Origin of the sequence: Mucilaginibacter sediminis (assembly GCF_051903035.1) — a bacterium.
Classification (GTDB): domain Bacteria; phylum Bacteroidota; class Bacteroidia; order Sphingobacteriales; family Sphingobacteriaceae; genus Mucilaginibacter.
Window position 1 is genome coordinate 1,440,695 of sequence record NZ_CP170602.1, and the last position, 25,255, is coordinate 1,465,949.

At 41.0% G+C, this 25,255-nt stretch carries 21 protein-coding genes; 9 read left to right on the forward strand and 12 right to left on the reverse strand.

Going from position 1 to position 25,255, the window contains the following annotated elements:
- Positions 1-9: 9 nt before the first annotated feature.
- The 3 genes from ACFGVS_RS05575 to ACFGVS_RS05585 all read right to left on the reverse strand — a co-directional run bounded on the left by ACFGVS_RS05575 (position 10) and on the right by ACFGVS_RS05585 (position 5,215).
- Positions 10-3,459 carry a SusC/RagA family TonB-linked outer membrane protein gene (locus tag ACFGVS_RS05575; RefSeq protein ID WP_439697806.1) on the reverse strand — a complete coding sequence of 1,150 codons (3,450 nt, stop codon included), beginning with the start codon at positions 3,457-3,459 and terminating at the stop codon, positions 10-12.
- A gap of 18 nt (positions 3,460-3,477) precedes the next feature.
- Positions 3,478-4,515: a FecR family protein gene (locus tag ACFGVS_RS05580; protein ID WP_439697807.1), complete on the reverse strand. Its 1,038-nt coding sequence runs from the start codon at positions 4,513-4,515 to the stop codon at positions 3,478-3,480.
- A 73-nt stretch (positions 4,516-4,588) separates the two neighbouring features.
- The gene (locus tag ACFGVS_RS05585; RefSeq protein WP_439697808.1) at positions 4,589-5,215 is read right to left on the reverse strand and encodes an RNA polymerase sigma factor; all 627 of its coding nucleotides are present in this window, start codon (positions 5,213-5,215) and stop codon (positions 4,589-4,591) included.
- A gap of 169 nt (positions 5,216-5,384) precedes the next feature.
- Between ACFGVS_RS05585 and ACFGVS_RS05590 the strand changes: the two genes are divergently transcribed.
- The 3 genes from ACFGVS_RS05590 (at position 5,385) to ACFGVS_RS05600 (ending at position 7,987) form a co-directional block, all read left to right on the forward strand.
- Complete coding sequence (locus ACFGVS_RS05590) at positions 5,385-6,320, forward strand: helix-turn-helix domain-containing protein (protein ID WP_439697809.1); 936 nt, start codon at positions 5,385-5,387, stop codon at positions 6,318-6,320.
- Between the two features lie 107 nt (positions 6,321-6,427).
- Positions 6,428-7,168: an SDR family oxidoreductase gene (locus tag ACFGVS_RS05595; protein ID WP_439697810.1), complete on the forward strand. Its 741-nt coding sequence runs from the start codon at positions 6,428-6,430 to the stop codon at positions 7,166-7,168.
- A 66-nt stretch (positions 7,169-7,234) separates the two neighbouring features.
- Positions 7,235-7,987 carry a glucose 1-dehydrogenase gene (locus ACFGVS_RS05600; protein ID WP_274213623.1) on the forward strand — a complete coding sequence of 251 codons (753 nt, stop codon included), beginning with the start codon at positions 7,235-7,237 and terminating at the stop codon, positions 7,985-7,987.
- A gap of 263 nt (positions 7,988-8,250) precedes the next feature.
- Here ACFGVS_RS05600 and ACFGVS_RS05605 read toward each other — a convergent pair whose 3' ends face one another.
- Positions 8,251-8,562, reverse strand: coding sequence for a hypothetical protein (locus tag ACFGVS_RS05605; RefSeq protein WP_439697811.1), 312 nt, complete (start codon positions 8,560-8,562; stop codon positions 8,251-8,253).
- A 193-nt stretch (positions 8,563-8,755) separates the two neighbouring features.
- Between ACFGVS_RS05605 and ACFGVS_RS05610 the strand changes: the two genes are divergently transcribed.
- Together ACFGVS_RS05610 and ACFGVS_RS05615 are read left to right on the forward strand one after the other, a co-directional pair.
- Complete coding sequence (locus ACFGVS_RS05610) at positions 8,756-9,469, forward strand: SGNH/GDSL hydrolase family protein (RefSeq protein ID WP_274213625.1); 714 nt, start codon at positions 8,756-8,758, stop codon at positions 9,467-9,469.
- Positions 9,470-9,582: 113 nt separating this feature from the next.
- Complete coding sequence (locus ACFGVS_RS05615) at positions 9,583-10,101, forward strand: hypothetical protein (RefSeq protein WP_439697812.1); 519 nt, start codon at positions 9,583-9,585, stop codon at positions 10,099-10,101.
- Between the two features lie 9 nt (positions 10,102-10,110).
- Here the strand turns inward: ACFGVS_RS05615 and ACFGVS_RS05620 are convergent, their stop codons facing one another.
- The gene (locus ACFGVS_RS05620) at positions 10,111-10,317 is read right to left on the reverse strand and encodes a hypothetical protein (RefSeq protein ID WP_274213627.1); all 207 of its coding nucleotides are present in this window, start codon (positions 10,315-10,317) and stop codon (positions 10,111-10,113) included.
- 114 nt (positions 10,318-10,431) lie between these two features.
- Between ACFGVS_RS05620 and ACFGVS_RS05625 the strand changes: the two genes are divergently transcribed.
- Positions 10,432-11,040: a DUF2238 domain-containing protein gene (locus tag ACFGVS_RS05625; protein WP_439697813.1), complete on the forward strand. Its 609-nt coding sequence runs from the start codon at positions 10,432-10,434 to the stop codon at positions 11,038-11,040.
- 120 nt (positions 11,041-11,160) lie between these two features.
- Here the strand turns inward: ACFGVS_RS05625 and ACFGVS_RS05630 are convergent, their stop codons facing one another.
- On the reverse strand, positions 11,161-11,526 hold the full coding sequence (locus ACFGVS_RS05630) for a response regulator (RefSeq protein WP_090652661.1): 366 nt from the start codon (positions 11,524-11,526) through the stop codon (positions 11,161-11,163).
- Positions 11,527-11,739: 213 nt separating this feature from the next.
- On the opposite strand from ACFGVS_RS05630, the gene glgX reads away from it, so the two are divergent.
- Positions 11,740-13,887, forward strand: coding sequence for a glycogen debranching protein GlgX (gene glgX / locus ACFGVS_RS05635; RefSeq protein WP_439697814.1), 2,148 nt, complete (start codon positions 11,740-11,742; stop codon positions 13,885-13,887).
- Between the two features lie 409 nt (positions 13,888-14,296).
- Here the strand turns inward: glgX and ACFGVS_RS05640 are convergent, their stop codons facing one another.
- On the reverse strand, positions 14,297-14,917 hold the full coding sequence (locus ACFGVS_RS05640; RefSeq protein WP_090652663.1) for a TetR/AcrR family transcriptional regulator: 621 nt from the start codon (positions 14,915-14,917) through the stop codon (positions 14,297-14,299).
- Positions 14,918-15,089: 172 nt separating this feature from the next.
- On the opposite strand from ACFGVS_RS05640, the gene ACFGVS_RS05645 reads away from it, so the two are divergent.
- Complete coding sequence (locus tag ACFGVS_RS05645) at positions 15,090-16,208, forward strand: mechanosensitive ion channel family protein (RefSeq protein WP_274213630.1); 1,119 nt, start codon at positions 15,090-15,092, stop codon at positions 16,206-16,208.
- On the opposite strand, the gene ACFGVS_RS05650 is transcribed toward ACFGVS_RS05645, so the two are convergent.
- The 5 genes from ACFGVS_RS05650 to ACFGVS_RS05670 all read right to left on the reverse strand — a co-directional run bounded on the left by ACFGVS_RS05650 (position 16,205) and on the right by ACFGVS_RS05670 (position 23,506).
- Entirely contained in the window at positions 16,205-16,690 is a 486-nt protein-coding gene (locus tag ACFGVS_RS05650; RefSeq protein ID WP_274213631.1) for a DUF4126 family protein, read from the reverse strand. The two genes, ACFGVS_RS05645 and ACFGVS_RS05650, sit on opposite strands and share 4 nt — an antisense overlap.
- A 179-nt stretch (positions 16,691-16,869) precedes the next feature.
- On the reverse strand, positions 16,870-20,286 hold the full coding sequence (locus ACFGVS_RS05655) for an efflux RND transporter permease subunit (RefSeq protein WP_090652666.1): 3,417 nt from the start codon (positions 20,284-20,286) through the stop codon (positions 16,870-16,872).
- A gap of 26 nt (positions 20,287-20,312) precedes the next feature.
- Positions 20,313-21,425, reverse strand: a complete 1,113-nt coding sequence (locus ACFGVS_RS05660; RefSeq protein WP_439697815.1) for an efflux RND transporter periplasmic adaptor subunit — start codon at positions 21,423-21,425, stop codon at positions 20,313-20,315.
- 32 nt (positions 21,426-21,457) lie between these two features.
- Positions 21,458-22,807 carry a TolC family protein gene (locus ACFGVS_RS05665; RefSeq protein WP_439697816.1) on the reverse strand — a complete coding sequence of 450 codons (1,350 nt, stop codon included), beginning with the start codon at positions 22,805-22,807 and terminating at the stop codon, positions 21,458-21,460.
- A gap of 87 nt (positions 22,808-22,894) precedes the next feature.
- Positions 22,895-23,506 carry a TetR/AcrR family transcriptional regulator gene (locus ACFGVS_RS05670; RefSeq protein ID WP_090652669.1) on the reverse strand — a complete coding sequence of 204 codons (612 nt, stop codon included), beginning with the start codon at positions 23,504-23,506 and terminating at the stop codon, positions 22,895-22,897.
- Between the two features lie 229 nt (positions 23,507-23,735).
- On the opposite strand from ACFGVS_RS05670, the gene purB reads away from it, so the two are divergent.
- Positions 23,736-25,082: an adenylosuccinate lyase gene (gene purB, locus ACFGVS_RS05675; RefSeq protein WP_439697817.1), complete on the forward strand. Its 1,347-nt coding sequence runs from the start codon at positions 23,736-23,738 to the stop codon at positions 25,080-25,082.
- Positions 25,083-25,255 lie beyond the last annotated feature (173 nt).

The window sequence follows — 25,255 nt, forward strand, 5'->3', positions numbered from 1 at the left end:
CTTTAGATATTAGAATTTAACGGCCAGGTTTACACCAAGTGAGCGGGTACGCGGCAAACCAATGGATTCAAAACCCTGCGTGTTACTGTTGGTGAAGCTCTCTTCGGGATCAAAATTCTTTGTCTTTTTGTAAAGCGTCCACAGGTTACGTGATACCAATGAAATACTTGCCGACTGAATATGAATCTTTTTAAGATCGAGACCGGGTAAATTATATGACAAAATAACCTGGCGAAGTTTTACAAAGCTTCCATCATGGGTAAACAGGTCTGAATAAATTTTATAGTTGTCATAATATGTACGTAAGCCACTTACCGGTACGGTGCGCGTATAAGCAGCTCCGGTTTGGTCTACTCCATTTAACACCAGGCCATTTTCACGGCCAGGCAGCGTTGATTTCATTAAACCTAAACGGGTAGCATACACTTCCATTAATGAGAACACCTTATTACCAAACTTACCGTCGAGCAGGAAGTTCAAAGAAAAGCGCTTGTACCTGAATTCGTTAGTTAAGCCCATGGTAAGCGGGGCAACACTTTTGCCAAGCGGTTCATATCCCGATTGAACAGGCAAGCCGGTGGTTGAATTGAATACCACTTGCCCGCTACTGTTTTTTACCATATGTGTGCCATATAAAGTGCCGAATGACATTCCCTCTGTATTGTTTAACAGCGCATAACCGTTTACAGATGTCGCCATTTGAATTGTCGACAGGCCAGGGGCAAGTTTTACTACCTTATTGTCGTTATATGCAACATTATAGTTAACGTTCCAGCTAAATTCTTTTGATTTTACAGGCGAACCGTTTAAAGCAACTTCGATACCCTTGTTACGCACTTCGCCAACATTCAGGATTACATTATTATAACCCGAAGTTGATGAGATAGCCGTATTTACGATATCATTTGTGGTTTTACGATCATATAAGGTAACATCAATGCCCAAGCGATTCTGCAGCATCTGCAATTCAAGACCGGCTTCGGTAGTTGTAGAGGTGTAAGGTTTAAGCGCACTATTGGTAATGTTATTACTGGTAACATTTTGTAATGGCTGCCCGGCACTTGGAACATTGCTATAAGTAAGATTAATTACATAAGGATCAGGAGCACCGCCGCCTACCTGCGCCCATGAGGCCCTCAGCTTGGCCAGGGTAAAAAACTGAGGTAGTTTAACAGCATCTGACAATATAAAGCTACCACCCACACTTGGATAAAAAATGCTGTTATTTTTAGAGCTTAATGTAGAAAACCAATCCTTGCGGCCGGTGAATGATAAGAATACAAGGCTTTTGTAATCAAAATCGGCCGAACCAAACACCGAGTTAGTAACTATTTTGGCGTTATAAGGAGTAGTTGACGTTGTGGCAAGGTTGGTTGAGCTGTAGAAATAAGGAATAACAAACTGCGAACCATTTACGGTTTGTTGATTTGTTATGTTTTTACGACTGTTCACACCGCCCAATACCGAGCCATTAAAATCGCTTACAATTTTTGTTTTGTATGATACGGTCACCAGTTCGTTGGTTTCAGACACATCTGACTTTATCGACTGATATTGCCCATTGGGAACGTACAATGTACCTGTTGGTAGTATGTTTGAATAATTGTAATTAAAAAAGTCGCGACTTAAGGTGGCTTTGAAAATCAGGTTCGTTATCGGTGTGTACGATACTGACCCCTGACCTATAAAACGATCTTTAACGTCATCTTCTTTAAATTTATTAATCACGAAGTAACCATTTGAAGCGATGGCGGCATCATTCCACACCTGCTCATTACCGTTGGCATCGTAGCCTGGTTTAAGCCAGCGTATATCAACGGTATTTGCAACCTCAAGCGGAGTCCAGTTAGGGTTTCCCAATGCATCACCGGCCCCGGTGCGATTATGACCAGTTTCGATATTATACTGCGCCAATGCTTCTATGGATATTTTATTGGTTAACTTACTGGTTAAAGCCAGGTTAAAGGTTTTACGATCATAAGTTGTACCCGGCAAAATACCTTTGCTATTCAGGTCGGCAGCCGAGAAACGATATGTGATGGCCTCATTGCCGCCCAGGAATGCAAGGCTATTGGTGTAAGTACTCCCGGTTTGATAATAATTTTTAAGGTTATCTTTTTGAGCAGTATAAGGATGTGTTTTACCATCAACAGCAACATAATCTGTCGAACCGTCAATTTTTGCACCCCACGAACGCCTGCCGGTGCCCTGGGCAGTGGCCAACGTTGTTGGTTTTACGCCGCCATCACCCTGGCCATATTCATATTGATAATCTGGAAAAACTGCAACGTTATCATAAGTGGCCGTTGAATTATATTCAACTCCTACTCCTTTTTGAACCCTTCCTTTTTTGGTGGTAATTAATATAACACCGTTTGCTGCCCGTGAACCATACAAAGCCGCCGCAGTACCTCCCTTTAATACGCTGATGGACTCGATGTCGTCAGGGTTTAAAGCGGCTATACCATCGCCGCGGTCAACGTTATTGGTAATACCGTTTACGGTTGGTGCACCGCCGGGTACGCTATTATCAATAGGCATACCGTTTACTACGTAAAGGGGTTGGTTATCGCCGGCAAGGCCACCATTACCACGTATAACTATACGGCTTGAACCGCCCGGTCCTGTTGATAAACCTGCAGCATTTACACCCGCTACTTTACCAGTAAGCGCATTGGCAACGTTATTTTCGCGGGCCTGGGTAAACTCGGCTCCTTTAACTTCGGTAACAGAGTAACCCAATGATTTTCTTTGCTTACTGATACCAAGTGCGGTTACCACAACCTCGTTAAGCGTGCTGTTATTCTGTTTCAATTTTATTTGAACAGGCGATGTTAAATCCGTTACGGTAACTTCCTCTTTATTATAACCAATATAAGCAATCAATAAGGTTAATGGTTTCCCGGTGAATTTATCGGGAACCACCAGTTTAAAATTACCCATTACATCAGTTGAAGTCCCGATTTTAGGATCGGCCTTTAAATATACCGATGCACCAATAACAGGCAGGCCGTCTTTTTCGTCAACCACTTTACCTATTAACACAGCGGCAACTACCGGCGCGGTATTAACGGTTGTTTCTCTTATCGAGTAGATAGAGATCTGGCTATCATTGATTTTTCGGTATTCCAGCTGAAAAGCTGCCAGTAACTGTTTCAGGTTTTCATCAAGGTTAAACTGCTTGGCGTTGTTAAATAAGCTTACCGGTATAAATTTATTATCCAGCAACCCTTCCTGGTAAGCAATTTGTACATTGAATTGCTTTTTGATATTTTCAAGCGCGTCCTTTAACAGCACTTTGTTTTCGGCAACCTGCTGCATGGCATAGCCAGGGGCTTTTGTATGAAACCTGTTATTGCTGGTAAGCGCCAGCTGAGCGTAGCCGTAAACCGACTGGCCGAGCAACACCAACAAGAAACAGCAACATTTTAAAAAAGTTGAAAAGTCAAATTTTCGCATAAATGAGTTGTTTAGGGGTTAATTTTTTGTGATTGTGATGTTTTTGTCTGTTTGGGTGACCTTTACCGATAATGTAGTGGAGATAGTTTCCAAAAGTTCGTCAACGTTTGATACACTTATCTCTCCTTCAATTTTCAGATTGGCAATAGCCGGGTCGGTATAATCAATGTGATATCCATAATCGTCGGTCATGACCTCGCCGATTTGTGATAACGTAGCATTGTTAAAAAGTAATTGGTGGTTTGTCCACTGTGTTAATTTCTCGGGCACAGCAAGCTTCTTTTGGGTTACCACCTTCCGGTGTGCGTATTCCACATAATCGCCCGGTTTCATCACCAGCAACCGGTTGTTATGCGATGCCTGGTCGAGATATTCGAGCATAATTTTACCACTTACCAGGCCTACATTGGTTTTATTATGTCTGTTACGTACGTTAAAGGAGGTGCCTAACACTTCGATATTAACATCGTTGCAATGCACAATAAATCTTTCGGTAGCTTTTATATGGCGGGGATCTTTATTAATATGTTTTACACTGAAAAAACCTTCACCGCTGATCCAAACTTCCCTTGCCTTTTTGTCCCAGTTATTGGCATATGATAATTTGGAGTTACCGTTAAGTATCACTATCGAATTATCGGGCAGGGTAACGGTACGCAATTCGCCAAAAGCGGTAACTACTTCATTCTTTGAATTGTATTTCAGCATCCAGAACGCTATTCCAACTGATGATACCAATAAGATCATCGCGGCTACACGCAAGAAGGTGTTTAAGCGGAATACTTTTTGTTTTACTGTCCTTTTACCGTGTAATGTACCTTCAATACGGTTCCAAACTTTTTGTTGGTTTGCTTCGTTTGTAAAAACATCCTGCTTACGGTAAGCCAATATAATTTGGGTAGCTTCGTCAATAATTTCTTTTTGAGCAGGGTACATAGCTGTAACCGATTGCCAAAAGTTGATATCATTTTTAGTGGGGTTGATAACGAACTGAAGAAAATCGTCATCATCTAAAAAATCCTGTAGGGTATAAGTGCCGTATTTTGCAATCTCCATGCTATATAAGTTTCTGATTTTAACCTTATATACATGAGCATACGGGAATTATCCCTCCTAAATAAAAATTAATTTAATTTGTGTGAATATGGGTACCTAAACAGGTATAAAGGCCAATAACAATGGCCAGTTTCGAGGTTTTCAGGGCTCCTTGCAAGTTATTAAACGCCTTGTAAAGCAGTTTGTATGTAGAGTTGATGTTGATTTCCATAATATCGGATATCTCCTCATAGCCCAGGCCTTCGTAAAAACGCAGGTAGATGATTTCCTGCTGCCTGGCCGGCAAAGTTTTTACTACCGTTTTTATTTTATGCTGAAGCTCGCGTTCCTCTTCATTGGCAATAATCTGGTGATCAAATGAGATCTCGAAAGAAAAATTGTAATCGGTTTCTGATTCCAAATCCACAAAACGCGATTGCCCCTGCATTTTGCGAAAAATAATACCGCGAAGCGATTTATATAAATAGTTTTTTACCGACACCGGATTGCCGAGGCCTGCCCGGTTTGTCCAAAGTTTAATAAACAAGTCATGAATAGCATCCTCAATAATGTTTACATCGCGGGTAAATTTGTACCCATAATTATTGAGTACTTTAAAATAATCATTGTAAAGCTGGGTATAGGCGTCCCAACTGCCCTCTTTAAAGGCAAGCCACGTTGCAACATTGTCGCCATAAACACCTACAATACTTTCAGACATAATAAAGTTAAAACCGCCTACTTTTTAAAAAATGAATTTAAGTACAATGTAATAAATTATAACAATCATTTTACATAAACTTTAAATTATGTTTAGCAAAAAATTTAGCTGCAAAAACACAGACTGTTAGATAAATCGATTACATTAACTTAGATGCAGGTAGCTGACTATGAAAGACGAGGAAAAACTAATTTTTAACAATCTTAAAGAGCAATACATACATTTTGGATTGCCTGCGGATGGTATTGATGAAAAAACCGATTTTGCTATTCATAACCTGAAGGATGTGCATGCTATCCTCCCCTATCAATCGCTCATTTTCAGGCCTAACTTTTTCTCGTTTGTATTTGTAAAAAACGGATATGGCAGGTATACAACCGATGAACTGGTGTTTGATACTGTACCCGGAACTATATATTTTACAAATCCGGGGCATTATAAATCATATAACTGGCATAAGATAGAAGAAATATACCTGATTACGCTTAGCGAATCATTCCTGAAAGAGAATGTTCACAAGGATATTTTTGAAGAGTTTCCGTTCCTGCTTGCCGAAACGGTTCAGCCCCGCGTTTTGTCATCAGATGCATTTTCGGAGTTTGAGCAGCTGTACCTGCTGATAAATAAGGAATATCAAAATCACAGTGCTTATCGTAACCGTATCATCGGGAACCTGTTTGTGGTACTGTTGTTAAAGATAAAGGAATACTTTTGGAAGGACTATAACCCCATTTATGAAGGCAACCGCAGTTCGCAAATTGTAAAAGAGTTTAAACGAATGCTGGAAAAACATTACCGCGACCTGGGTAATGGCTTAATTGAAAAAGCATACCGGGTACAGGATTATGCCGATGCCCAAAGCCTGCACCCTAATTACCTGAGCAACGTTATCAAAATAAAAACCGGTAAGCCCATTGGCACCTGGATAACGGAAAAAACCATATCGGAAGCCAGGGCATTGCTGCAAAACTCAACTATAGCTATTAAGGAGATTGCCTACAGGTTGGGCTTTTCCGAGTCGACCCATTTTAGCAATTACTTTAAAAAACATACGGGTCTGTCGCCGGTCTTATTCAGGAAACAGCACATAGCCGCTACATCTTAGATATTTATATGTAATGCTTTAATATGTGTATCATTTGAGGTACCCTCAAACCTCACCTTTGTTATGTCGAAACAAACAAGACATCAACATAAAATAACAAGGAAGCCATGAACACATTAGCAGAAAAAGTAATTTTAATAACCGGGGCCTCAAGAGGCATTGGTGCAGCAGTAGCCCACAAACTGGCACAAGCCGGGGCAAAAGTAATTATTAATTACGCCGGCGGATTTGAAGCAGCCGCTCAAACCGTAAACTCCATTAAAGCAGCCGGTGGCGATGCTATAGCCCTGCAAGCCGATGTAAGCAAAGCCGATGAAGTAGCCGCCATGTTTGATGCCGCCATTGCACACTATGGCAAAATTGACGTATTGGTAAACAACGCCGGCATCATGATAACCAAACTCCTGAAAGATACTACCGACGAGGATTTTACCCGCCAGTTTGACATCAATGTACGCGGCACGTTTAATACTATGCGCCAGGCAGCAACCAAGCTGGCCGATAACGGCAGTATTATAAATTTCTCGTCAACTACTACCCGGGTAATGATGCCAACTTATGGTACTTATGTTGCCACCAAAGCAGCAGTTGAGCAACTAACCCGTGTATTTAGCAAAGAGGTTGGCGCAAGGGGCATCAATGTAAACTCCGTATCTCCGGGCCCTACCAATACCGAATTGTTTACCAAGGGCAAACCACAGGAAGTAATTGACCGGCTGGCATCACTCTCGGCCTTTAACCGTATCGGCGAGCCTGAAGATATTGCCAAAATAGTAGTATTCCTGGCCAGCGACGACGCCAAATGGATAAGTGCGCAAAACATTGGCGCAAATGGCGCGATGGCTTAAAGCAGAGTTAAGAGGTTAGAATCGAGAATTAAAGACAAAAATATCAAATAGCAAAACATAGAAATCATGAACTCATTAAATAATAAGGTAGCATTAATAACAGGATCGGCACGTGGATTAGGTAAGGCGATAGCTGAGCGCTACGCGGCGTTAGGGGCCGATATTGTAATCAATTATTCGCGGGACAAGGCATCGGCAGAAGAAGTGGTTAGTAATATAGCCGCCATGGGCGCAAAGGTTATAGCTGTACAAGCCGATGTAAGCAAAGTGGCTGATATTGAAAGATTGTTTGCCGAAGCTAAAAAGGCATTCGGTAAAATAGATATTGTAGTGGCCAACGCAGGTATCGAGCTTGTAGAAACTCCGGTAGTTGATTTTACCGAAGAACAGTTTGACAGGGTATTTTCCATTAACACTAAAGGAACTTACTTTACAATGCAACAGGCAGCCAAAAATGTAGAGGATAACGGCCGTATCATTTACATAGCATCCAGCACAACATCATTTCCGGTGCCAGGGATGGCTGTTTATGGCGGCAGCAAAACAACGCCACGTTACCTGGTTGATATATTATCAAAAGAGATAGGTCATAAAGGAATTACTGTAAACTCTATTATCCCTTTTGCGGTTGATCATTCGGGGATATTTGCCGAAGCCGGTAGTTATCCTGAATTAAGGAAACAATTGCTTGATAGCTGCCCCATGGGCCGCCTGGCCGAAGTTGAAGATGTGGCCAACGCTGCCGAATTTTTTGCAAGCGATCTGTCGTCATTTGTTAATGGACAGCACCTGCTGGTAAATGGCGGCGCAACAAATTAATAAAGCCGCCGCCCATATCGTAAAAAAACTCCGCCTGGTAATCAGGAGGGCACTGAAAAAGGTCTTAAGACTTAAAAGAGGATTAGATAAGTAAAATGGACGCCTTGAGAATCGTCCATACGAAAACACCCTCCACCACCGCCAAAGAAAAAGGGGCTGTTTTCAATATCGAAAACAGCCCCTTTTAATAAATAGCCACTTTTTCAGTGCCCTCGTAATCAGAGGGCGGAGTTTTTTATTGAATGATATTTTGTTTTAATTATTTAAGAAGCGTTCGCCAGCTTATAGCCAGGCTCGGCAGTTAATGTACGCTTTACAATTGGAATAGCAGGTTCCTGGTATTTCTCTTTCAGTTTTTTAAATATCTGGAAACTGAAAGCATCCTGCATTGGTAAATTCCATTTGGCAATGGACGCAGGGCGTAGTTGCAAACTATCAGTTGGCACCCTCAAGTTCATATGATTGATGTGTGTAAGACCTGTAGTTTTGTCAGTATCATATATCACAAATGTATCAATCTTATTGCCGTCAGGATCGGTATAGATCACAGATTCATGTTCGTTAAAAGTTTTCATATAGTTAATAGATATAAAATGATAACAAGAAAAAAACATAAAGGTTTCATAACTATAAATTAATCTAAATAAATTAATAAGAAAAATAACTGGGAAGAATTTGACGATATTTAACTAATCCGCCCTAAATACCGCCTGCAAAATTGTAGGGCGGAGAATTCTGCTATTTTTGTTTGAGCCAAAAAAACCAATTATGAAACGCACTTTTTTCCTGGCTTTATCCTTGTGTTTTGCTGTAAATCTGTATGGCCAGCAAAGCATACCCGATACGGCAAAAGAAGATTTTAAAGATGATTGGGCTGCCCTATCGCACTATAAAAAAGAAAACCAGCAGATAGGCGAACCTAAGCCCGGCGAAAAGCGCGTGGTGTTTTTAGGCAGTTCGATATTTGAGTTCTGGAAAGCCAGAGTGCCCGAATTCTTTGCCGGCCGTCCATATCTCGACCGCGGTATTTCCGGACAGATTTCGCCGCAGTTGTTAATCCGTTTCAGGCAGGATGTAATTGATTTGAAAGCCAAAGCGGTTATTATACTGGCCGGCAGCAACGATATTGCCGCCAATACCGGGCATGTGAGTAACCAAACTATCATGGATAATGTACGTTCGATGGCCGAATTAGCTAAGCTGCATGGTATCAAAGTAATCCTTTGTCAATACCTCCCGGTATTTGATTATCCATGGCGTAAAGGCCTTAAGCCGGCCGATAAGATCATCAGCTTAAATAACGAAATTAAGGCGTATGCCGAAGCTAATAACTTTACCTTGCTCGACTACTTTTCGCCACTGGCTGATGAGCGCAATGGGCAAAAAGCCGAATTAACAACCGATGGTGTACATCCCAATGCAGCAGGTTATAAAATTATGGCAAAGGTTACCGAAGAAGCTATAGCCAAAGCATTAAAATAAACACTTGTTTTATAGCGGCTTGCAAATATAAACGGTTTTATGTAGCTTAGAACAACCGGTTGTACTACCGGTTGTTTTAAATACATTGCAGCTTACCCTTAAAACATCACATCATGCCTAATCACCTATCTCCACTCGGAATTTTCCACACTGCTATCAGTATTCTCGCCGTACTTGTTGCCCTTTATGCCTTGTTTCGCCAGGGAAAAATCGATCCTAAAAGCGGTCCGGGTAAATTGTATATCATTTTCACAATCATCGGTTGCCTTACAGCTTTGCCCATCATGAAAACCGGGCACTTTACTGCGGGCCATGCCCTGGCTGTTCTCGTTTTAGCAGTTTTACCTTTAGGCATTTACGCCAAATCAATTAGCTTTTTGGGGAAATCGGCCGAATACGTACAGGTTTTCATCATGTCGCTCACCCTATTTTTTTCCATGATACCGGCAACTATCGAAACCTTAACCAGGTTACCCATCAGTCATCCGCTGGCCGCAGACCCTAATGATCCGGTAGCTAAAATGGGCTTGATGACGCTTGTTGCCGTATTTGTAATCGGCGTTTTATATCAGCTATTGAAGATCAGATCGAAACGAAAAGCAGCCGGAACGCCCGATGTTAACTTAAGCTGATAGCGCAATTTACGCTTGCCTAAACGCAATATTCCTTTCGGCCATTAATGCTTTAAGTATTTGAAGGCCTTTTTTGCCTGTACCGTGTAGTTTCATAAAATCAGCTTCGTGCCACGCAGATAACTGGTTTATATCCGTTATTCCGGCGTTGGCTAAGGCGCGCCGTGCCGGGTTCGAAAGTTTATGCAATGGATTGTCGTTGTTATTGTCTTTCATCTTCACCAGGTTTATGATTCAAATTTAACACCTATATCCCTTTATCAAGCAGTACCGGCGCGACAAATTATCGGGCAGGTTGCGACTATCCGAAATTAATGCCCATATTGTAACATGAAAAAATACTACCTGTTAGTGTTCTTGTTTTTTGCCGGCTTAATAGGTTCGGGCATATACCCGCATGACTATTTCACCTGGATATTGGAAGTTTTTCCGGCAATTTTAGGTTTTATTGCCCTGGTTTTAACATTCAACAAATTCAGGTTCAGTTATTTTACTTACATTATGATACTGGCACATTGTTATGTATTATTTATAGGAGGCCATTATACATATGCGCTGGTGCCGTTGTTTGATTGGGTAAAAGAGTTTTTTCACCAGGCACGTAATAACTACGATAAAGTTGGCCATTTTACCCAGGGCTTTGTACCTGCCCTGATAACCCGCGAATTATTCATCAGGAAAAATATTATCCAAAAACGCTGCTGGCTGGCCGTACTGACGGTTTGCGTTTGTACCACTATCAGTGTGTTATATGAGTTTTTAGAGTGGTTTGTATCCGTGGCTTCAGGCTCATCCGGCGATTCATTTTTAGGTACGCAAGGCGATATCTGGGATACACAATCAGATATGTTGTTCGCCATGATAGGCGCAACCTGCATGGTTATATTTTTTGCAAAGTTACAGGATAGGCAAATAAGGGATTTAGGGCCGGCGAAATAACGTCAGATACAGTTTATTTAATGTTTACAATTTGCCGATAACTGCCATCAACAGGGCCACCAGATACAGGCCGCTTAACATTTTCTGGTTTACAAAACAAAAAAAATAATTAACTATTAGTTAAGCTGCACGTTTCAAATAATGGTCAACCAAGCGGGTAAGATCGGCCAGTTCAAATGGTTTACTCAGCCAGGCGTCGGCACCGCATGCCTTAGCAATATCGGCCAAATCAGGGTAACCGGAAATCAATATTACAGGTATATGATAGGTTAACGGATGTTTTTTGATAGCAACGCAAAGTTCGCTCCCAAAGCCATCTTTAAGCTTATAATCAACCAACACCATATCTGGCATGTGTAATATAACCCCTTTTATTGAGTTTTTATCCAACGAAGCAACGGTACGGTAGCCCTCGTCATGCAGGATCATCTGTATCGCGTCAGACAGATCTGCATCGTCTTCAACAACAAATATTTTTTTACTCATAGGTTTATTATAATAGATATACAAAGCTACATAAGTTAATTTACAACCATCAATTATAAATTAACAATTTTAAACCCAAAGCAACCAATGTGTTCATTTTTTTACAATGTGGTTATCAGTTACCAGGTAATAAAAAAATAACGATCAAACAAATCCAACGCTTTTTCCTTAAATAGCTGATAATTTAAGTTTTTGATAAGCACCTCATCCCCTATGAAAATAACAACATACCCTGGTAAATCATTCCCACTTGGCGCAACATGGGATGGTAAGGGCGTAAACTTTACACTATACTCCGAGAACGCTACCGGCGTTGACCTTTGTTTGTTTCACAGCCCCGAAGATGAAGTAGAAACAGAAAGGATCCCGGTTACCGAATATTCCGAACTCATCTGGCATATCTATATTCCCGGTTTAAAACCCGGTCAGCTTTACGGTTACCGTGTAAGCGGCCCCTATGATCCCGAGAACGGCCATCGGTTTAACCCCAACAAGCTTTTGCTTGATCCCTACGCTAAAGCCATATCGGGTACCATTAACTGGGACGATTCCCTTTTTGGCTACCAAATAGGCAGCGATGAAAAAGATTTGAGTTTTAGTGAAACCGATAACGCGGCCTTTGTACCCAAATCGGTGGTTGTTGATCATAATTTTGATTGGGAGGGCGATGCTGCTCCTTGTATCGAGTACTTTAACTCGGTGATATATGAAGCCCACGTTAAAGGTTTCACCAATATGCATCCCGATATTCCGAAAGAGATAAGGGGCACCTATGCCGCCATCGGTCATCCGGTAACTATCAAATATTTAAAAGCGCTTGGCGTAACCGCTATCGAACTGATGCCTATCCATCATTTTTTAAATGACAGGCACCTGGTTGAAAAAGGCTTAACCAACTATTGGGGCTATAATACCATCGGCTTTTTTGCGCCCGATGCCCGTTACTCATCAAGCGGTGTGCTCGGCGAGCAGGTAACCGAATTTAAAACCATGGTAAAAGAGCTGCATAAGGCAGGCATTGAAGTGATACTTGACGTAGTGTATAACCATACCGGCGAAGGCAGCGAGATGGGGCCTACCCTATCGTTCCGCGGCATTGATAATTGTTGTTACTATCGCCTGACCGAGGATAACCGGTATTATATGGATTATACAGGCACAGGGAACACGCTAAACGCCAATTTGCCCAACGTATTACGCCTGATGATGGATAGCCTGCGTTACTGGATATTGGAAATGCACGTTGACGGTTTCAGGTTTGACCTCGCCGCTACACTGGCGCGCGAACTGCACGAGGTAAACCGGCTAAGCGCTTTTTTTGATATTATTCACCAGGACCCCTGTATATCGCAGGTAAAATTGATTGCCGAACCGTGGGATATTGGCGAAGGCGGCTACCAGGTAGGCAAGTTTCCGCCGGGATGGGCCGAATGGAACGGCAAATATCGCGACTGTATCCGTGATTTCTGGAGCGGTACCGAAAGTTCATTGGCCGAGTTTGGCGACAGGATTACCGGCAGTTCCGATCTTTACAAATCATACCGCAGGCCAACAGCCAGCATCAACTTTGTAACCGCCCATGATGGCTTTACCCTGAACGACCTGGTAACCTACAACGAAAAACATAACGAAGCCAACGGAGAAGATAACAACGATGGCGAAAGCCACAACCGCTCCTGGAACTGCGGTGTTGAAGGCCCAACTAACGATGAAGCCATTAATGAATTGCGCGAAAAACAAAAACGAAATTTCCTAACAACCCTGTTCCTATCGCAAGGAGTACCGATGCTTGTTGCCGGCGATGAGATGAGCCGCACCCAAAATGGCAACAACAATACTTATTGCCAGGACAACGAATTATCCTGGATCAACTGGGACACAATGGATAAAGATCTGATGGGCTTTACGAGCAGGCTGATTAAATTGCGAAAAGAACATGCGGCATTTTCACGCAAGAACTGGTTTAAGGGCGAAGTAGAAAAAAAAAGCGGTGTAGCCGATATCGCCTGGTTTTTACCGGGTGGATCGGAAATGAGCGAAGATAACTGGAACCATGATTTTGCAAAATCAGTTGCTGTTTTTTTAAACGGCTTAGGGTTACATAGCGTTAACGCTGAAGGTAATAAGATAATAGACGATAGCTTTTACATTATCTTTAACGCCCATAGTGAACCATTAAACTACAAACTGCCAACTGCCGAATATGCGGCCAGTTGGGAGCTTTTGATTGACACACATAAAAAGGCAAACGAGAAAGTAAAGGGAGTATTTAAAGCAGAAGAAACGATACAGGTTGAAGGGCGGTCGGTTGTACTGCTTCAGCATCAATTGATCCATAATGGCGAAACAAAACATAACTAACAGAATATGATGCATTAATTTAATGACAAAGGGTTTTAAAACAAAAAGGGGGTAAATGAGAAATGCTAACTAAGTTTTACTAAAAAACACAATATTGATGTTAGTCATTTTTAGCCCTTTAATGCAAATCATTTAACAGTGTACAGAACGCCGGAGGGTAAGAGGCAAAAAGCCGGATGAAAAATAAATCTTCATCCGGCTAAATCACTCTAAAACAATCACCTCTTATTAAATAGGAAGTTATAAACAATTAATAGATAGATGCTTTTACAAAGCCTATGAATTGAATGTTTAAACAAAGGTATCTATAATATACAGATTGTGTGGAGCAACTGATTCATTTTTACGGGATACTGACATATATACTAACCGGTATTATACCAATCGGTACTTAACTTAACCTATAGTGTTAGCAATACATCAAACCCTTAATAAATATATCGGTAAGCAAAAGCTTCTTGGTCCTGATTTCTTCAAGGTGCTCCTTGCGGGGGAAACTGGTTTTCTTTTGAGATACGGCCCCTACCCTGATGCCATGCATGGCATCCAATAAAAGGTCTACCAATTCCTCTGGTTTTTCTATCGGGCTTATGCAGCCCTTTTCTATTTCGCTTTTAACGGCGTTGCCCAATAGTGCAAGCTCGGCTTTGTGCACCTGTTCAACAATTTCCCAGATGGTATCGGGCAAATTTTGCTCGTTAAGCCTAAAAAAATCAAAAAAGTTATAATTACTTACTATAAAATCGTGATGGGTGTTTATCTGAAACACAAAAGCTTCTTTAAGGCTGCCGAATGTATCAGCCTTTTCTTCCAGTTTTTTCAGGTAGTCTACAGCCAGTTTTCGCATTACGGCCATATATAGCTGGCTTTTATCCGGAAAGTAATAATATAGCAGTGCTTTTGACATTGAAAGATCGCCGGCTATTTCATTCATCGTGGTTTTTGAATAACCATAATGTAAAAAACGCTCGTACGATGCCTCTAATATCTTTTCCCTTTTTATATCCTGATGGTCGTGGGTTGTAGCCATTGCCGTATCAATTATTAAATCCCAGTCAGCATAAAAACTAAATTCCTGACTTTTTAAACAAATCTATCAAAAAATCTATACATAACTGTACCAAGTCCCCTTTCATTACGTGTTGTTAAAACAATTTTACATTCGTAGTATTTATGATAGTAATTAACTAACATTATTAAGCATGAATATTGTTAACAGACTGCCCCCTGATCTGCTTGAATTTTCTAAACAAATCCCCGCCATCCTATGGAACCTTATTATAATGGTAACAGCTATCCTGATAGGTTTGCTCATAAAGGTTGCAGTTACACGATTATTTAAAGTTTATGCAAAAAAAGAAGCTACGGATTATTCTTTCTTCAGATCTGTCATCGTAAACCTGGGTAAGGCCATAACCTACTTTATTCCTTTGTTCCTGTTCAACCTGTTTATCCCGCTAATGCGGATGGATAAAGCCTACCTTAGTCCGCTTGATAAAACAATTGAGATTTGCCTTACCATATCATTCGCGGGCATCCTGGTGCGCTCTATAAGCGTACTTGAAGATTATATTTACCACACTTACGACCTTAATAAAGCCGATAACCTGGTTGAACGTAAGGTGCGTACGCAAATTCAGTTTATCCGTAAATTTCTGGTGGTACTTATTGTGTTTGTAACCATCGCCATCATCCTGCTTAGTTTTGACAGCATGCGCAAAATTGGTACAGGTTTACTAACTGGTGTTGGTATAGGCGGTATTATTGTGGGCTTTGCGGCGCAAACCTCATTGGGTAACCTGCTGGCCGGTTTCCAGATAGCGTTTACCCAGCCTATCCGTATTGATGATGTGCTGGTTGTTGAAGGCGAATGGGGGCGCGTGGAAGAGATTACCTTAACCTATGTAGTACTAAACATCTGGGACAAACGAAGATTGATACTCCCCATCAATTACTTTATCACCAAGCCCTTTCAAAACTGGACACGGACATCATCCGAAATTTTGGGTACCGTGTTTTTGTATGTGGATTATACCATTCCGCTGGATGCTATCCGTGCGGAGTTTGAGCGGCTGATTAATTTAAGCCCGCTGTGGGATAAAAAAGTGCAGGTGGTACAGGTAACGGATACCAAAGAAAACAACATCGAGGTACGGGTACTCATGAGTGCCCGCAACTCATCAGAAGCGTTTGACCTGCGCTGCTACGTCCGCGAAAACCTGGTAGGCTTTATACAGCAAAACTACCCTGGCAGTTTACCAAGAATCAGGAACGAGGTTAGTAACCTTGAAAAATATTTGCAGCCCAAAGCCGAAGCTTAAGCTGCATTTGAAAATTCAATACCACTGCCAATTACCAGGGCATCTTCAATAGCGCCAACAAACGGGTCGGTTACATTGCTGGCTTTTACAGCATCTTTACGTAACCAAAAACTGCCAAATGTTGATGCAAAAGCCGCCGCGCCGCCAATTAAAGCGCCGGCAGCCGGGTTGCCCCCTGTTGCTTTATATATACTTGCACCGGCAAGCGCTCCAGACATCATCCTGAACACAACCGAAACCGGTTTAATCCGGTCTTTTGCCGAGGGCAGTTTATCGCCGATGATCTCGCCTACGGCTAATATTTTCAGTGCCAACGCGACATTCCTGGATTGCATAAATTTTAACGGGGAATGATCAAGTCGTTTGGTTTGATGATGACTTAAAATATGACTGGCAATAACCGGTGCCGATGTTGACCGCATACCGGCCAAAGCGCCCAACCCCATAACCTGCCAAAAAGGATGTGTTATTTTGAGTTCCATATTAGTGCTTATTATACCATTTAAACCAAGCATTGCTTATTATGTTCTGTATAAAACATATAAATCAATAATTAAATACCGGAATTATAAAAGGCAACCAGCACAGTCAAAATTATTCCACAACAAAAAAGCCGCCCCGATAAATTCAGGGCGGCCATTATTCTTTGTAGTTTAAAAAGTTAAACTTCTTCTGCTTCTAAAACCGGTACATGTTTTTCTTCCTTTTTACCAAAAAGCCGTGCTTTCAGGTTGTAACGTATAAGGTACATACATGGCACCAGGATCAGGGTGATGATGGTAGCAAAACCAAGGCCGAAGATCATTGTCCAGGCTAATGGTCCCCAGAAGGCTACGTTATCGCCACCAAAGTGAATGTGTGGTGCAAAGTGGGTGAACAAGCCTACAAAGTCGATATTAAAACCTACAGCTAATGGTATCAAACCTAATATAGCTGCAGTAGCGGTTAACAATACCGGCGTCATACGGGTATGGCCCGCTTCAACTACGGCATCGTGAACGCTTGCACCTTGTTCTATCAGCATATCGGTAAATTCTACCAGCAGGATTCCGTTTCGGACAACCACACCGGCAAGTGCTATGATACCAATACCTGTCATTACTATTGACATCGTCATGTGGAATATGGTTACCCCCAGCAGTACCCCAATGATACTAAAGAAGATCTCGCTGATAATGATAAATGTTTTACCAATAGAGTTAAATTGGATCATTAAAATAACCAATATCAAACCAAATGATACACCAAGTGCAGATAACAGAAAGGTCATTGCTTCCATCTGGTCTTCCTGTCCACCACCCATTCTTATAGATACATTGTCGGGCGCTTTAAAGTTATTGATGGCCAATTTAATGTTTGCGTTAACATCGTTGGGATTAAATGGTTTTATTACGTTTGATCCTAATGTTAGCACACGCCTTTGTTGTTTACGTTTAATGTTACTGTAGGTAGTTGTATACCGCACATCAGTAAATGCAGAAATGGGTACCTGGCGAATAGAACCACCCGTTGCCATGTCACGATAAGTAACCTTAAGGTTTTTAAGGGCGTCGATATCCCCTCGCTGACTCTGCAATGCACGCACCTTTATCTGGTAATCATCTTCCTTGGTATTCCTAAAATCAGCGGCTTTGGCACCTAATATTGCGGTAGCCAAATTTTGGGTAATGGTACCAGAAGATATACCTTCCCGGTTAGCACGCTCACGGTCAACATCAAAAACAATGGTAGGTTTATCACTTTGCACATCGGCAGTTAAATTTTCGATACCGGCGATATTTTGTTTAACCAAATAGTTTTTCAAACGATCACCTGTTTTAACCAAGGAATCAAGGTTATCACCGATTATTTCAATACTGATATCCTTCTGTACCGGCGGACCGCTATTTTCCTGTGTTACTGATATTTTAGCCCCTGGCACACCTTGAACTGCTTCGCGGATTCTTTTTAAAACCGCTTTGGTATCTTTACCATTACGCTTGCCAAATTCAACAAATGCAACCGTTACTTTGCCTTTATTTTCATAGTCTCCCTGATCTTCATCAGTAGGATCTGTAACTCCTTTGGTAACGTTTGAAATAACCGACGATACAATGTCTTTATCCGGTTCAACCACTTCGGCCACTCGTTTCTCCAGCTTTTTGGTCACTTCGTTTGTATAAGTCTGGTCGGTACCTATCGGCATGGTAATGTACACATAAGCAAAGTTAGGATCGCCAGAAGGGAAAAACTCGGGTGTTTTACCAATTAAGCTCATTAAAACTATGGCAAAAACAAATAAACCCATAGTACCAAACAACATGGTTTTAGGAAAGTGTACTGCTTTCTCGAGCCATTTGGCATACCATTGCTGAAAACGCGGCCATGCGTTTTTCTGAAACCTGTCTATAACCTTTAACAGCACAAAGTGATTTAAAAGATACAGCGCTATTATCAGCACCATAAAATTACCTATGCCAAAGTTTATCAAGTAACCAACAACTGTGGCAATAAGCAGGTATATCATTGCTCGCTTTACCTTACGGTCAAATTTGGGATGATCGTGCTCACCATCAAAATGAGGTTTCATGAAATCAACTGCGAAAACCGGGTTGATAATATAAGCAACAACCAGTGACGCCAGCAAGGTTATAATTAGGGTGATAGGTAAGAAGAACATAAAATGTCCAATCAAACTATTCCAGAATGCCAACGGTACAAATGGGGCAAGCGTGGTCATGGTACCCGAGAATACTGGCAAAAACACCTCGCCCGCAGCTATTTTGGCGGCCTGCTTAATGGGTACCTTTCCATTGGCAAATATGCGGTGTGTATTTTCAATAACCACAATGGCATCATCCACCACTATACCTAAGGCCAGCAGGAATGAGAACAGTACAATCATGTTAAGCGTAAAACCTATCCAGGGCATTATCAGAAAAGCTATAAAGCATGATAGCGGCACCGATAAAGCTACAAATATGGCATTGGTAGTACCCATGAAAAACATTAGGATAACCGTTACCAGGATAAAACCAATTACTATTGTATTTATCAGGTCGTTAAGTGTTGTACGGGTTTTGTCCGACTGATCACCAGTTACCGTAATATTCAAGCCTTTAGGGAAAACTGTTTTTTGCTTTTGTTTAATAAGTTCATTGATCTTATCTGATGCCTGGATCAGGTTTTCGCCTGCTCTTTTACTTACGTTTAATGTAATTACATTTTTAAAGTTGGCGTTATCATTGGTTTTTAAGCGGGCAAAACTTTCCTGCTCCAAAAACGAATCCTTTATCTCGGCAATATCACGCAAATAAACTGCCTGCCCTTTGGGGTTACGGATAGCCATAGCCGCTACCTGATCGGCATCCTTAAAATCCTGTTTGATATCGATACTGCGGCGCACACCATCGGTAGTAACATTACCTACTGATGCGAGAATATTTTCGTTCCCGATAGCCTGCGTGATATCGCTAAAGCTGATCTGTGCTGCCGTCATCTTATTCATATCCACGTTAACCTGTATCTCGGGCGTTAATGCGCCTACTTCATCAACTTTTGAAATTTCCTTATAACTTTCAATGTCGTCTTTTAAGTTATCAGCGTACTCCTTTAGTTTTTTCAAGTCGTAGTTACCTGATATATTGATGTACAGGATCGGAAGATCGGCCACATTGATATCGCTTATGGTCGATTCCTTAAGGTTGTTATCATTTTGCGGCAAATCCGGCTTTGCTTTATCAACAGCCTCTTTAACATCAATTTTGGCATCCCGGATATCGATGTTAGCATTAAACTCAGCTGTTATTAAAGATATGTTTTGGGCCGAGTTTGAGGTTACCTTTTTAAGCCCTTTTAACGATTTTAACTTTTTTTCAATCTGGCGTGTTACCAGGTTTTCCACGTTTTGAGGCGATTGACCAATAAATGCAGTCGAAACAAACACCTTCGATTGTGCTATATCAGGAAAGTTTTCTTTAGGCAAGTTGTTATAACTTACCAAACCTAATACGGTAACCAAAAATATGAGTACATATATGGCCGTTTTATTGTCGATGGCCCAGCTTGAGGGTCCAAATTCTTTAGTTGAATCTTTCATAATTGACAGATCAAGTGTTTAATAAATTATTTCGCTGATTCTAAAACCTTAATTTTATCACCATCCTCAATTTCGGTAGCGCCTTCGGTAACTAATATATCGCCGGCTTTTAATCCTGATAATATTTCCGTTTGGCCACCGTAGGTTGCCCCCGATTTAACATTTACCTTTTTGGCGATGCCATTTTGATTAAGAAAAACATAATCGCCCGATTCCGATTTTTGAATGGCTTTTACAGGTACTGCAATTGTATTCGACCTGGTGTAGTTAGCGATTTGTATAATGGCCGTCATATTGGGGCGTAAAGTTTTGCGTACTGGTAGTTTAACCTCTACCCCAAAGCTGCGTGATGTTGGATCGATAACCTTTGCAGCAAATGTTACCTTGGTTACCAAAGAATCGTTTGCATCGGGTACTAAAATTTTAACTTCGTTACCGGTATTAACACTACCCGAATATGATTCAGGTACATCCGCCTTAACTTTTAAAGCATCGGCATTAACAATACGGATACCAACCGGGTTGGCAGGGCTAATTGCCTGGCCAAGTTTCAGGTCCATTTGGTCGACCGTTCCGTTTATCGGCGATATAATCTTATACAAACTTGCCTGTTGTTTTAGCCCGGCCAAAGCCCTTTTACTGGCTTGCAGCGTAGTTTGCGCCTGCAAAAACTGAACCTCGGTGCCAATTTTTTGGTCCCACAGATTTTTTTGGCGATTATACAGTGTTTGGTTCAGGTTAACCTGTGCTTCAGTTTGCGCAATATTTTGTAATAGAACGTTATTGTCAAGTTGTGCCAGCACCTGACCTTTGTGTACGTGATCGCCTGCCTTTACATACAAACCAGTGATAATAGCCGATGCCTGCGGATAAGCTACTACGTTATCCTGCGCATCAATTTTACCCTGTATCTGTACATAGTTGGTAAAAGTTGACGGCTGTAACACCACAGTACTTACGTCAGTGGTCTTAGCCGAATCTGTTGTGCCAACCTCAGCTTGTAGCTTGGTAATCTTGGCGTTTAAGTCGGCCTGCTGTTTTTTAAGGTCGGCAAGTTCCGTTTTTTTATCTTTTGGTTTGCTTGTGCAGGCAGCCACCAAAAGAATCAAAGCTGCCGGTATGTATAATATTTTTTTCATGTCGTTTTTATATAGTGAGTTTAGTTTTTGTTTTATTGAATTCGTCCGTAGGCCTGGTCAAGATCAACTTTACTTACCAGTGCATCATATAACCCCTGAATGTATTTGTTATCGGCATCTTCAAGTGCGGTTTGTGCCTGTGTAACCTCAATACTTGAGCCTACTCCCTGCTGATATTTTATTTTTGATACCCTTAAAACTTCCTGCGCCAGTTCCCGATTGGCTTTTTGGTTATTTAACGATTGTAAACCATTAATGTAAGCGACAGAGGCCACCCTGGCATTCAGGTTCAGCGAATTTTTTAGATCTACCAGGTTGTTTTGTGATTGCATTAACGAAATTTTGGCTTCTTTTACCTGATTACTCCGTTGGCCACTGCTAAAAATAGGCACGTTTAATGAAAGGCCTATATAGCTCGATGGAAAAGAATTTTTATATAAATTTCCAAAACTATTATCCTGGTATGATGCCGCATAATTGCCGTTAAAATTCAACGTCGGTAAATAAGCTGCCTTTTTATTTTGGAGCAGCAATTCATTTACTTTCTTATCAGTTTCCTGTAAAGCATACTCAATGCGCTTATGGTAAAAGGCAGTATCGGTACCTAACTCTGCCACGTTATTATCTAATTTAATATCAACCAGTTTATCTTTAAGCGTTAAGTTATATTCAATTGGCATACCCATCTGAAATTTTAACATCTGATAATTCAGTGCAAGCGAGCGTACCACATTTTCGCGATTAGTTACCAGGTTATTGTATTGAACAGTTATACGGTCAACATCAATGAGTTCAACAAAGCCCTGTTTGTTTTGCGCCACGGTTTGATCAACCTGTTGTTTTAGTTGTGCAATATTGGCATCATAAAGCTTAATTTGTTCATCGCTAACCAAAACCTGGTAATAAGCCTTTGTTACAGCTATATTGGCGGCAATTTTGGTTCGCGTGTAGCTGCGCTCAGATAATTCCTTATAGGTTTTTGATGCTTTTAAACCTACAAAATAACTGCCGTCGAATATTTTTTGTGTTAAACTCAACCCCAGGTTTGAATTGTACTTTACACCGAATTTCACCGGGATAAATGTACCCGGCGCTCCAAAAAACTCGCCTGGCAATAAACTTGTTGGAACCTTAAGGTAATCAGTAAACGATGCGCTACCATTTATCTGTGGCAAGCCTGTGCCTGTTGTTTCCTTAATTTTATATTCGGCACTTTTAACATCAAGACCGGCATTAACTACGGTATTCTGGTGCTCATAAGCATAATTAACACAGTCCTGCACGCTGAAATTAAAAGTTTGATTATTAGGTGGCGTTTCCTGGGCATAGCTTTTAAGGGCTATGGCTCCCAAAAATGTGGCCGTAAAAAGTAAATATTTCATTGTATATATAGTTGTTTGGTGATTTTTTATCTATTGTGCCCCAAATATCCGGGCCGATTTTGACAGCCTTATGTCAGCAGTATTAAATTAATCTTCTTGTATGTTCCTGTACTGATTTAAAAGCTTGTACCCTTTAAGGGTGCAAATGCCATAGTTAAAATGTTCTAAAAACTGGACCTGCACCTTCCAGGTATTAAATTCCGCTATCGGGAATATCGTGGTGTTAAATCCAAGTTCCACCGTGTTTACCCTCATGCGCGCAACTATCCTTACGTCAATTTCGGGCCTTATGTAACCTTGTTTAATACCTTTTGTTAATAATTCTTCCAGGGTGCTAATCAAAACCTCATTTTTGAACTGCTGAAAAACCTTCCATGCATCAGGGTGGTACTTTTGCATATCATGAATTACTATCGGGTTGATACGCGAAAACATATCCTCCGAGCATTTGGTCATGTTCATCATTTCCTCTATCACATTAGCAGATTTACTAATGAACTCGATCATTTGCTCCTCATCCTCTTTCAGCTTCTTTTTAACCATTGCTGTTACCAATTCGTTTTTGTCCTTAAAAAACTGGTATATGGTTTTTTTCGACATACCCAGGTGCCTGGCTATATCGTCCATGGTTACGCTCTTGATGCCTGCCTTTAAAAACAGCTCTTCGCCACCTTCAATTATTCTTTCTATTTGACTCATTGACTTTCCGGGTCAAAACTAAGGAAACATTTTTTGATTTCAAAGTTTCCAACTGAAATGACTTTTTAACGACAAAAAACTCATTTTATTTGAAAATTTGATGATTTGAGAATTTGAAAATTATAAGATGAAGAACTTTTCTGGCATTTTCAAATCTTCAAATTTTCAAATATTCAAATTCGCCCGCCTGCATATCAATTTTCCTATCTTTGCAAAAAATTATATTTCAATGAACTTGTCTCCGCTTTCTGCAATTTCGCCAATTGATGGCCGTTACCGAAACACCACCGCCGAACTTGCTGATTATTTTTCTGAATACGCCCTGATCAAATACCGTGTATTTGTCGAGATTGAATATTTTATAGCATTGGTTGAATATCCGTTGCCTCAGTTACAAGGTTTTGATGTCAATCTGATAGAAAAGTTACGCGATATCTATAAAAACTTTACTGAAGCCGATGCCCAAAGCATCAAAGAGATTGAGAAAACAACCAATCACGATGTAAAAGCTGTAGAGTATTTTATCAAAAATGAGTTTGATAAATTAGGCGGTTTAGATGCATTTAAAGAGTTTATTCACTTTGGTTTGACATCGCAGGATATCAACAATACAGCTATCCCTTACACGTTTAAACTTGCTATAAACAACACCTACTACCCTGCTATTAGCCAGCTAATTGATACATTAAAAGGATATGCCGCCGATTGGAAAGATATTCCATTATTAGCGCACACACACGGACAACCGGCCTCGCCAACAAGGCTTGGTAAAGAGGTTGAGGTTTTTGTAGAACGGCTTGAAGGCCAGCTGGAGATTTTAAAGTCGGTAAAATACTCGGCCAAATTTGGGGGCGCTACCGGCAATTTCAACGCGCACCATATAGCTTACCCTACTAAGGATTGGAAAGCTTTCGGAAATCATTTTGTGAATGATGTATTAGGGCTGAGCCGCTCGCAGTTTACTACCCAGATTGAGCATTACGATAACTTTGCCGCTCAATGCGATGCTTTAAAACGCATCAATAATATCCTGATTGATCTTGATCGCGATATGTGGACTTACATATCCATGAACTACTTTAAGCAGAAAATAAAAGCGGGCGAAGTGGGCTCATCGGCCATGCCGCATAAAGTTAACCCGATTGATTTTGAGAACTCGGAAGGTAACTTAGGCATCGCCAATGCTTTGTTTGAGCACCTGGCTGCCAAACTGCCTATTTCGAGATTACAGCGCGATTTAACAGACTCAACAGTTTTACGTAACATAGGTGTGCCTGTAGCGCATACTTTAATCGCCATAAAATCTACCATCAAAGGCTTAAACAAACTATTACTTAACCAGGCTGCCATCACCGCCGACCTGGAAGCCAACTGGCCTGTAGTTGCCGAAGCTATCCAAACCATATTAAGGCGCGAGAGCTACCCTAACCCATACGAGGCATTAAAAGACCTTACACGCACCAATCAACAAATAAATGCGCAAACTATTGCAGAGTTTGTTGATACCTTGCAAGTAAGCGATAGTGTAAAAAATGAATTGAAACAAATTACGCCATTAAATTATACGGGGATTTGATGTGCCGATTTCAAATTACAGATGTGCAGATGAGTGATTTTTATAATGCTACCCATTCAAATCATCTGCACATCTGAAATCTGCATATCTGCACATCTATCATCTGCCCGTCATAACAATTTTAGTATTGTATTTAAATCAAAAAGGTGATTAAATTTGTTTAATTAATCTAA

Coding starts and splice junctions, on each gene's coding strand:
- ACFGVS_RS05575 (WP_439697806.1), bottom strand. CDS start 3,459: ATGCGAAAATTTGACTTTTCAACTTTTTTAAAATGTTGCTGTTTCTTG.
- ACFGVS_RS05580 (WP_439697807.1), bottom strand. CDS start 4,515: ATGGAGATTGCAAAATACGGCACTTATACCCTACAGGATTTTTTAGAT.
- ACFGVS_RS05585 (WP_439697808.1), bottom strand. CDS start 5,215: ATGTCTGAAAGTATTGTAGGTGTTTATGGCGACAATGTTGCAACGTGG.
- ACFGVS_RS05590 (WP_439697809.1), top strand. CDS start 5,385: ATGAAAGACGAGGAAAAACTAATTTTTAACAATCTTAAAGAGCAATAC.
- ACFGVS_RS05595 (WP_439697810.1), top strand. CDS start 6,428: ATGAACACATTAGCAGAAAAAGTAATTTTAATAACCGGGGCCTCAAGA.
- ACFGVS_RS05600 (WP_274213623.1), top strand. CDS start 7,235: ATGAACTCATTAAATAATAAGGTAGCATTAATAACAGGATCGGCACGT.
- ACFGVS_RS05605 (WP_439697811.1), bottom strand. CDS start 8,562: ATGAAAACTTTTAACGAACATGAATCTGTGATCTATACCGATCCTGAC.
- ACFGVS_RS05610 (WP_274213625.1), top strand. CDS start 8,756: ATGAAACGCACTTTTTTCCTGGCTTTATCCTTGTGTTTTGCTGTAAAT.
- ACFGVS_RS05615 (WP_439697812.1), top strand. CDS start 9,583: ATGCCTAATCACCTATCTCCACTCGGAATTTTCCACACTGCTATCAGT.
- ACFGVS_RS05620 (WP_274213627.1), bottom strand. CDS start 10,317: ATGAAAGACAATAACAACGACAATCCATTGCATAAACTTTCGAACCCG.
- ACFGVS_RS05625 (WP_439697813.1), top strand. CDS start 10,432: ATGAAAAAATACTACCTGTTAGTGTTCTTGTTTTTTGCCGGCTTAATA.
- ACFGVS_RS05630 (WP_090652661.1), bottom strand. CDS start 11,526: ATGAGTAAAAAAATATTTGTTGTTGAAGACGATGCAGATCTGTCTGAC.
- glgX (WP_439697814.1), top strand. CDS start 11,740: ATGAAAATAACAACATACCCTGGTAAATCATTCCCACTTGGCGCAACA.
- ACFGVS_RS05640 (WP_090652663.1), bottom strand. CDS start 14,917: ATGGCTACAACCCACGACCATCAGGATATAAAAAGGGAAAAGATATTA.
- ACFGVS_RS05645 (WP_274213630.1), top strand. CDS start 15,090: ATGAATATTGTTAACAGACTGCCCCCTGATCTGCTTGAATTTTCTAAA.
- ACFGVS_RS05650 (WP_274213631.1), bottom strand. CDS start 16,690: ATGGAACTCAAAATAACACATCCTTTTTGGCAGGTTATGGGGTTGGGC.
- ACFGVS_RS05655 (WP_090652666.1), bottom strand. CDS start 20,286: ATGAAAGATTCAACTAAAGAATTTGGACCCTCAAGCTGGGCCATCGAC.
- ACFGVS_RS05660 (WP_439697815.1), bottom strand. CDS start 21,425: ATGAAAAAAATATTATACATACCGGCAGCTTTGATTCTTTTGGTGGCT.
- ACFGVS_RS05665 (WP_439697816.1), bottom strand. CDS start 22,807: ATGAAATATTTACTTTTTACGGCCACATTTTTGGGAGCCATAGCCCTT.
- ACFGVS_RS05670 (WP_090652669.1), bottom strand. CDS start 23,506: ATGAGTCAAATAGAAAGAATAATTGAAGGTGGCGAAGAGCTGTTTTTA.
- purB (WP_439697817.1), top strand. CDS start 23,736: ATGAACTTGTCTCCGCTTTCTGCAATTTCGCCAATTGATGGCCGTTAC.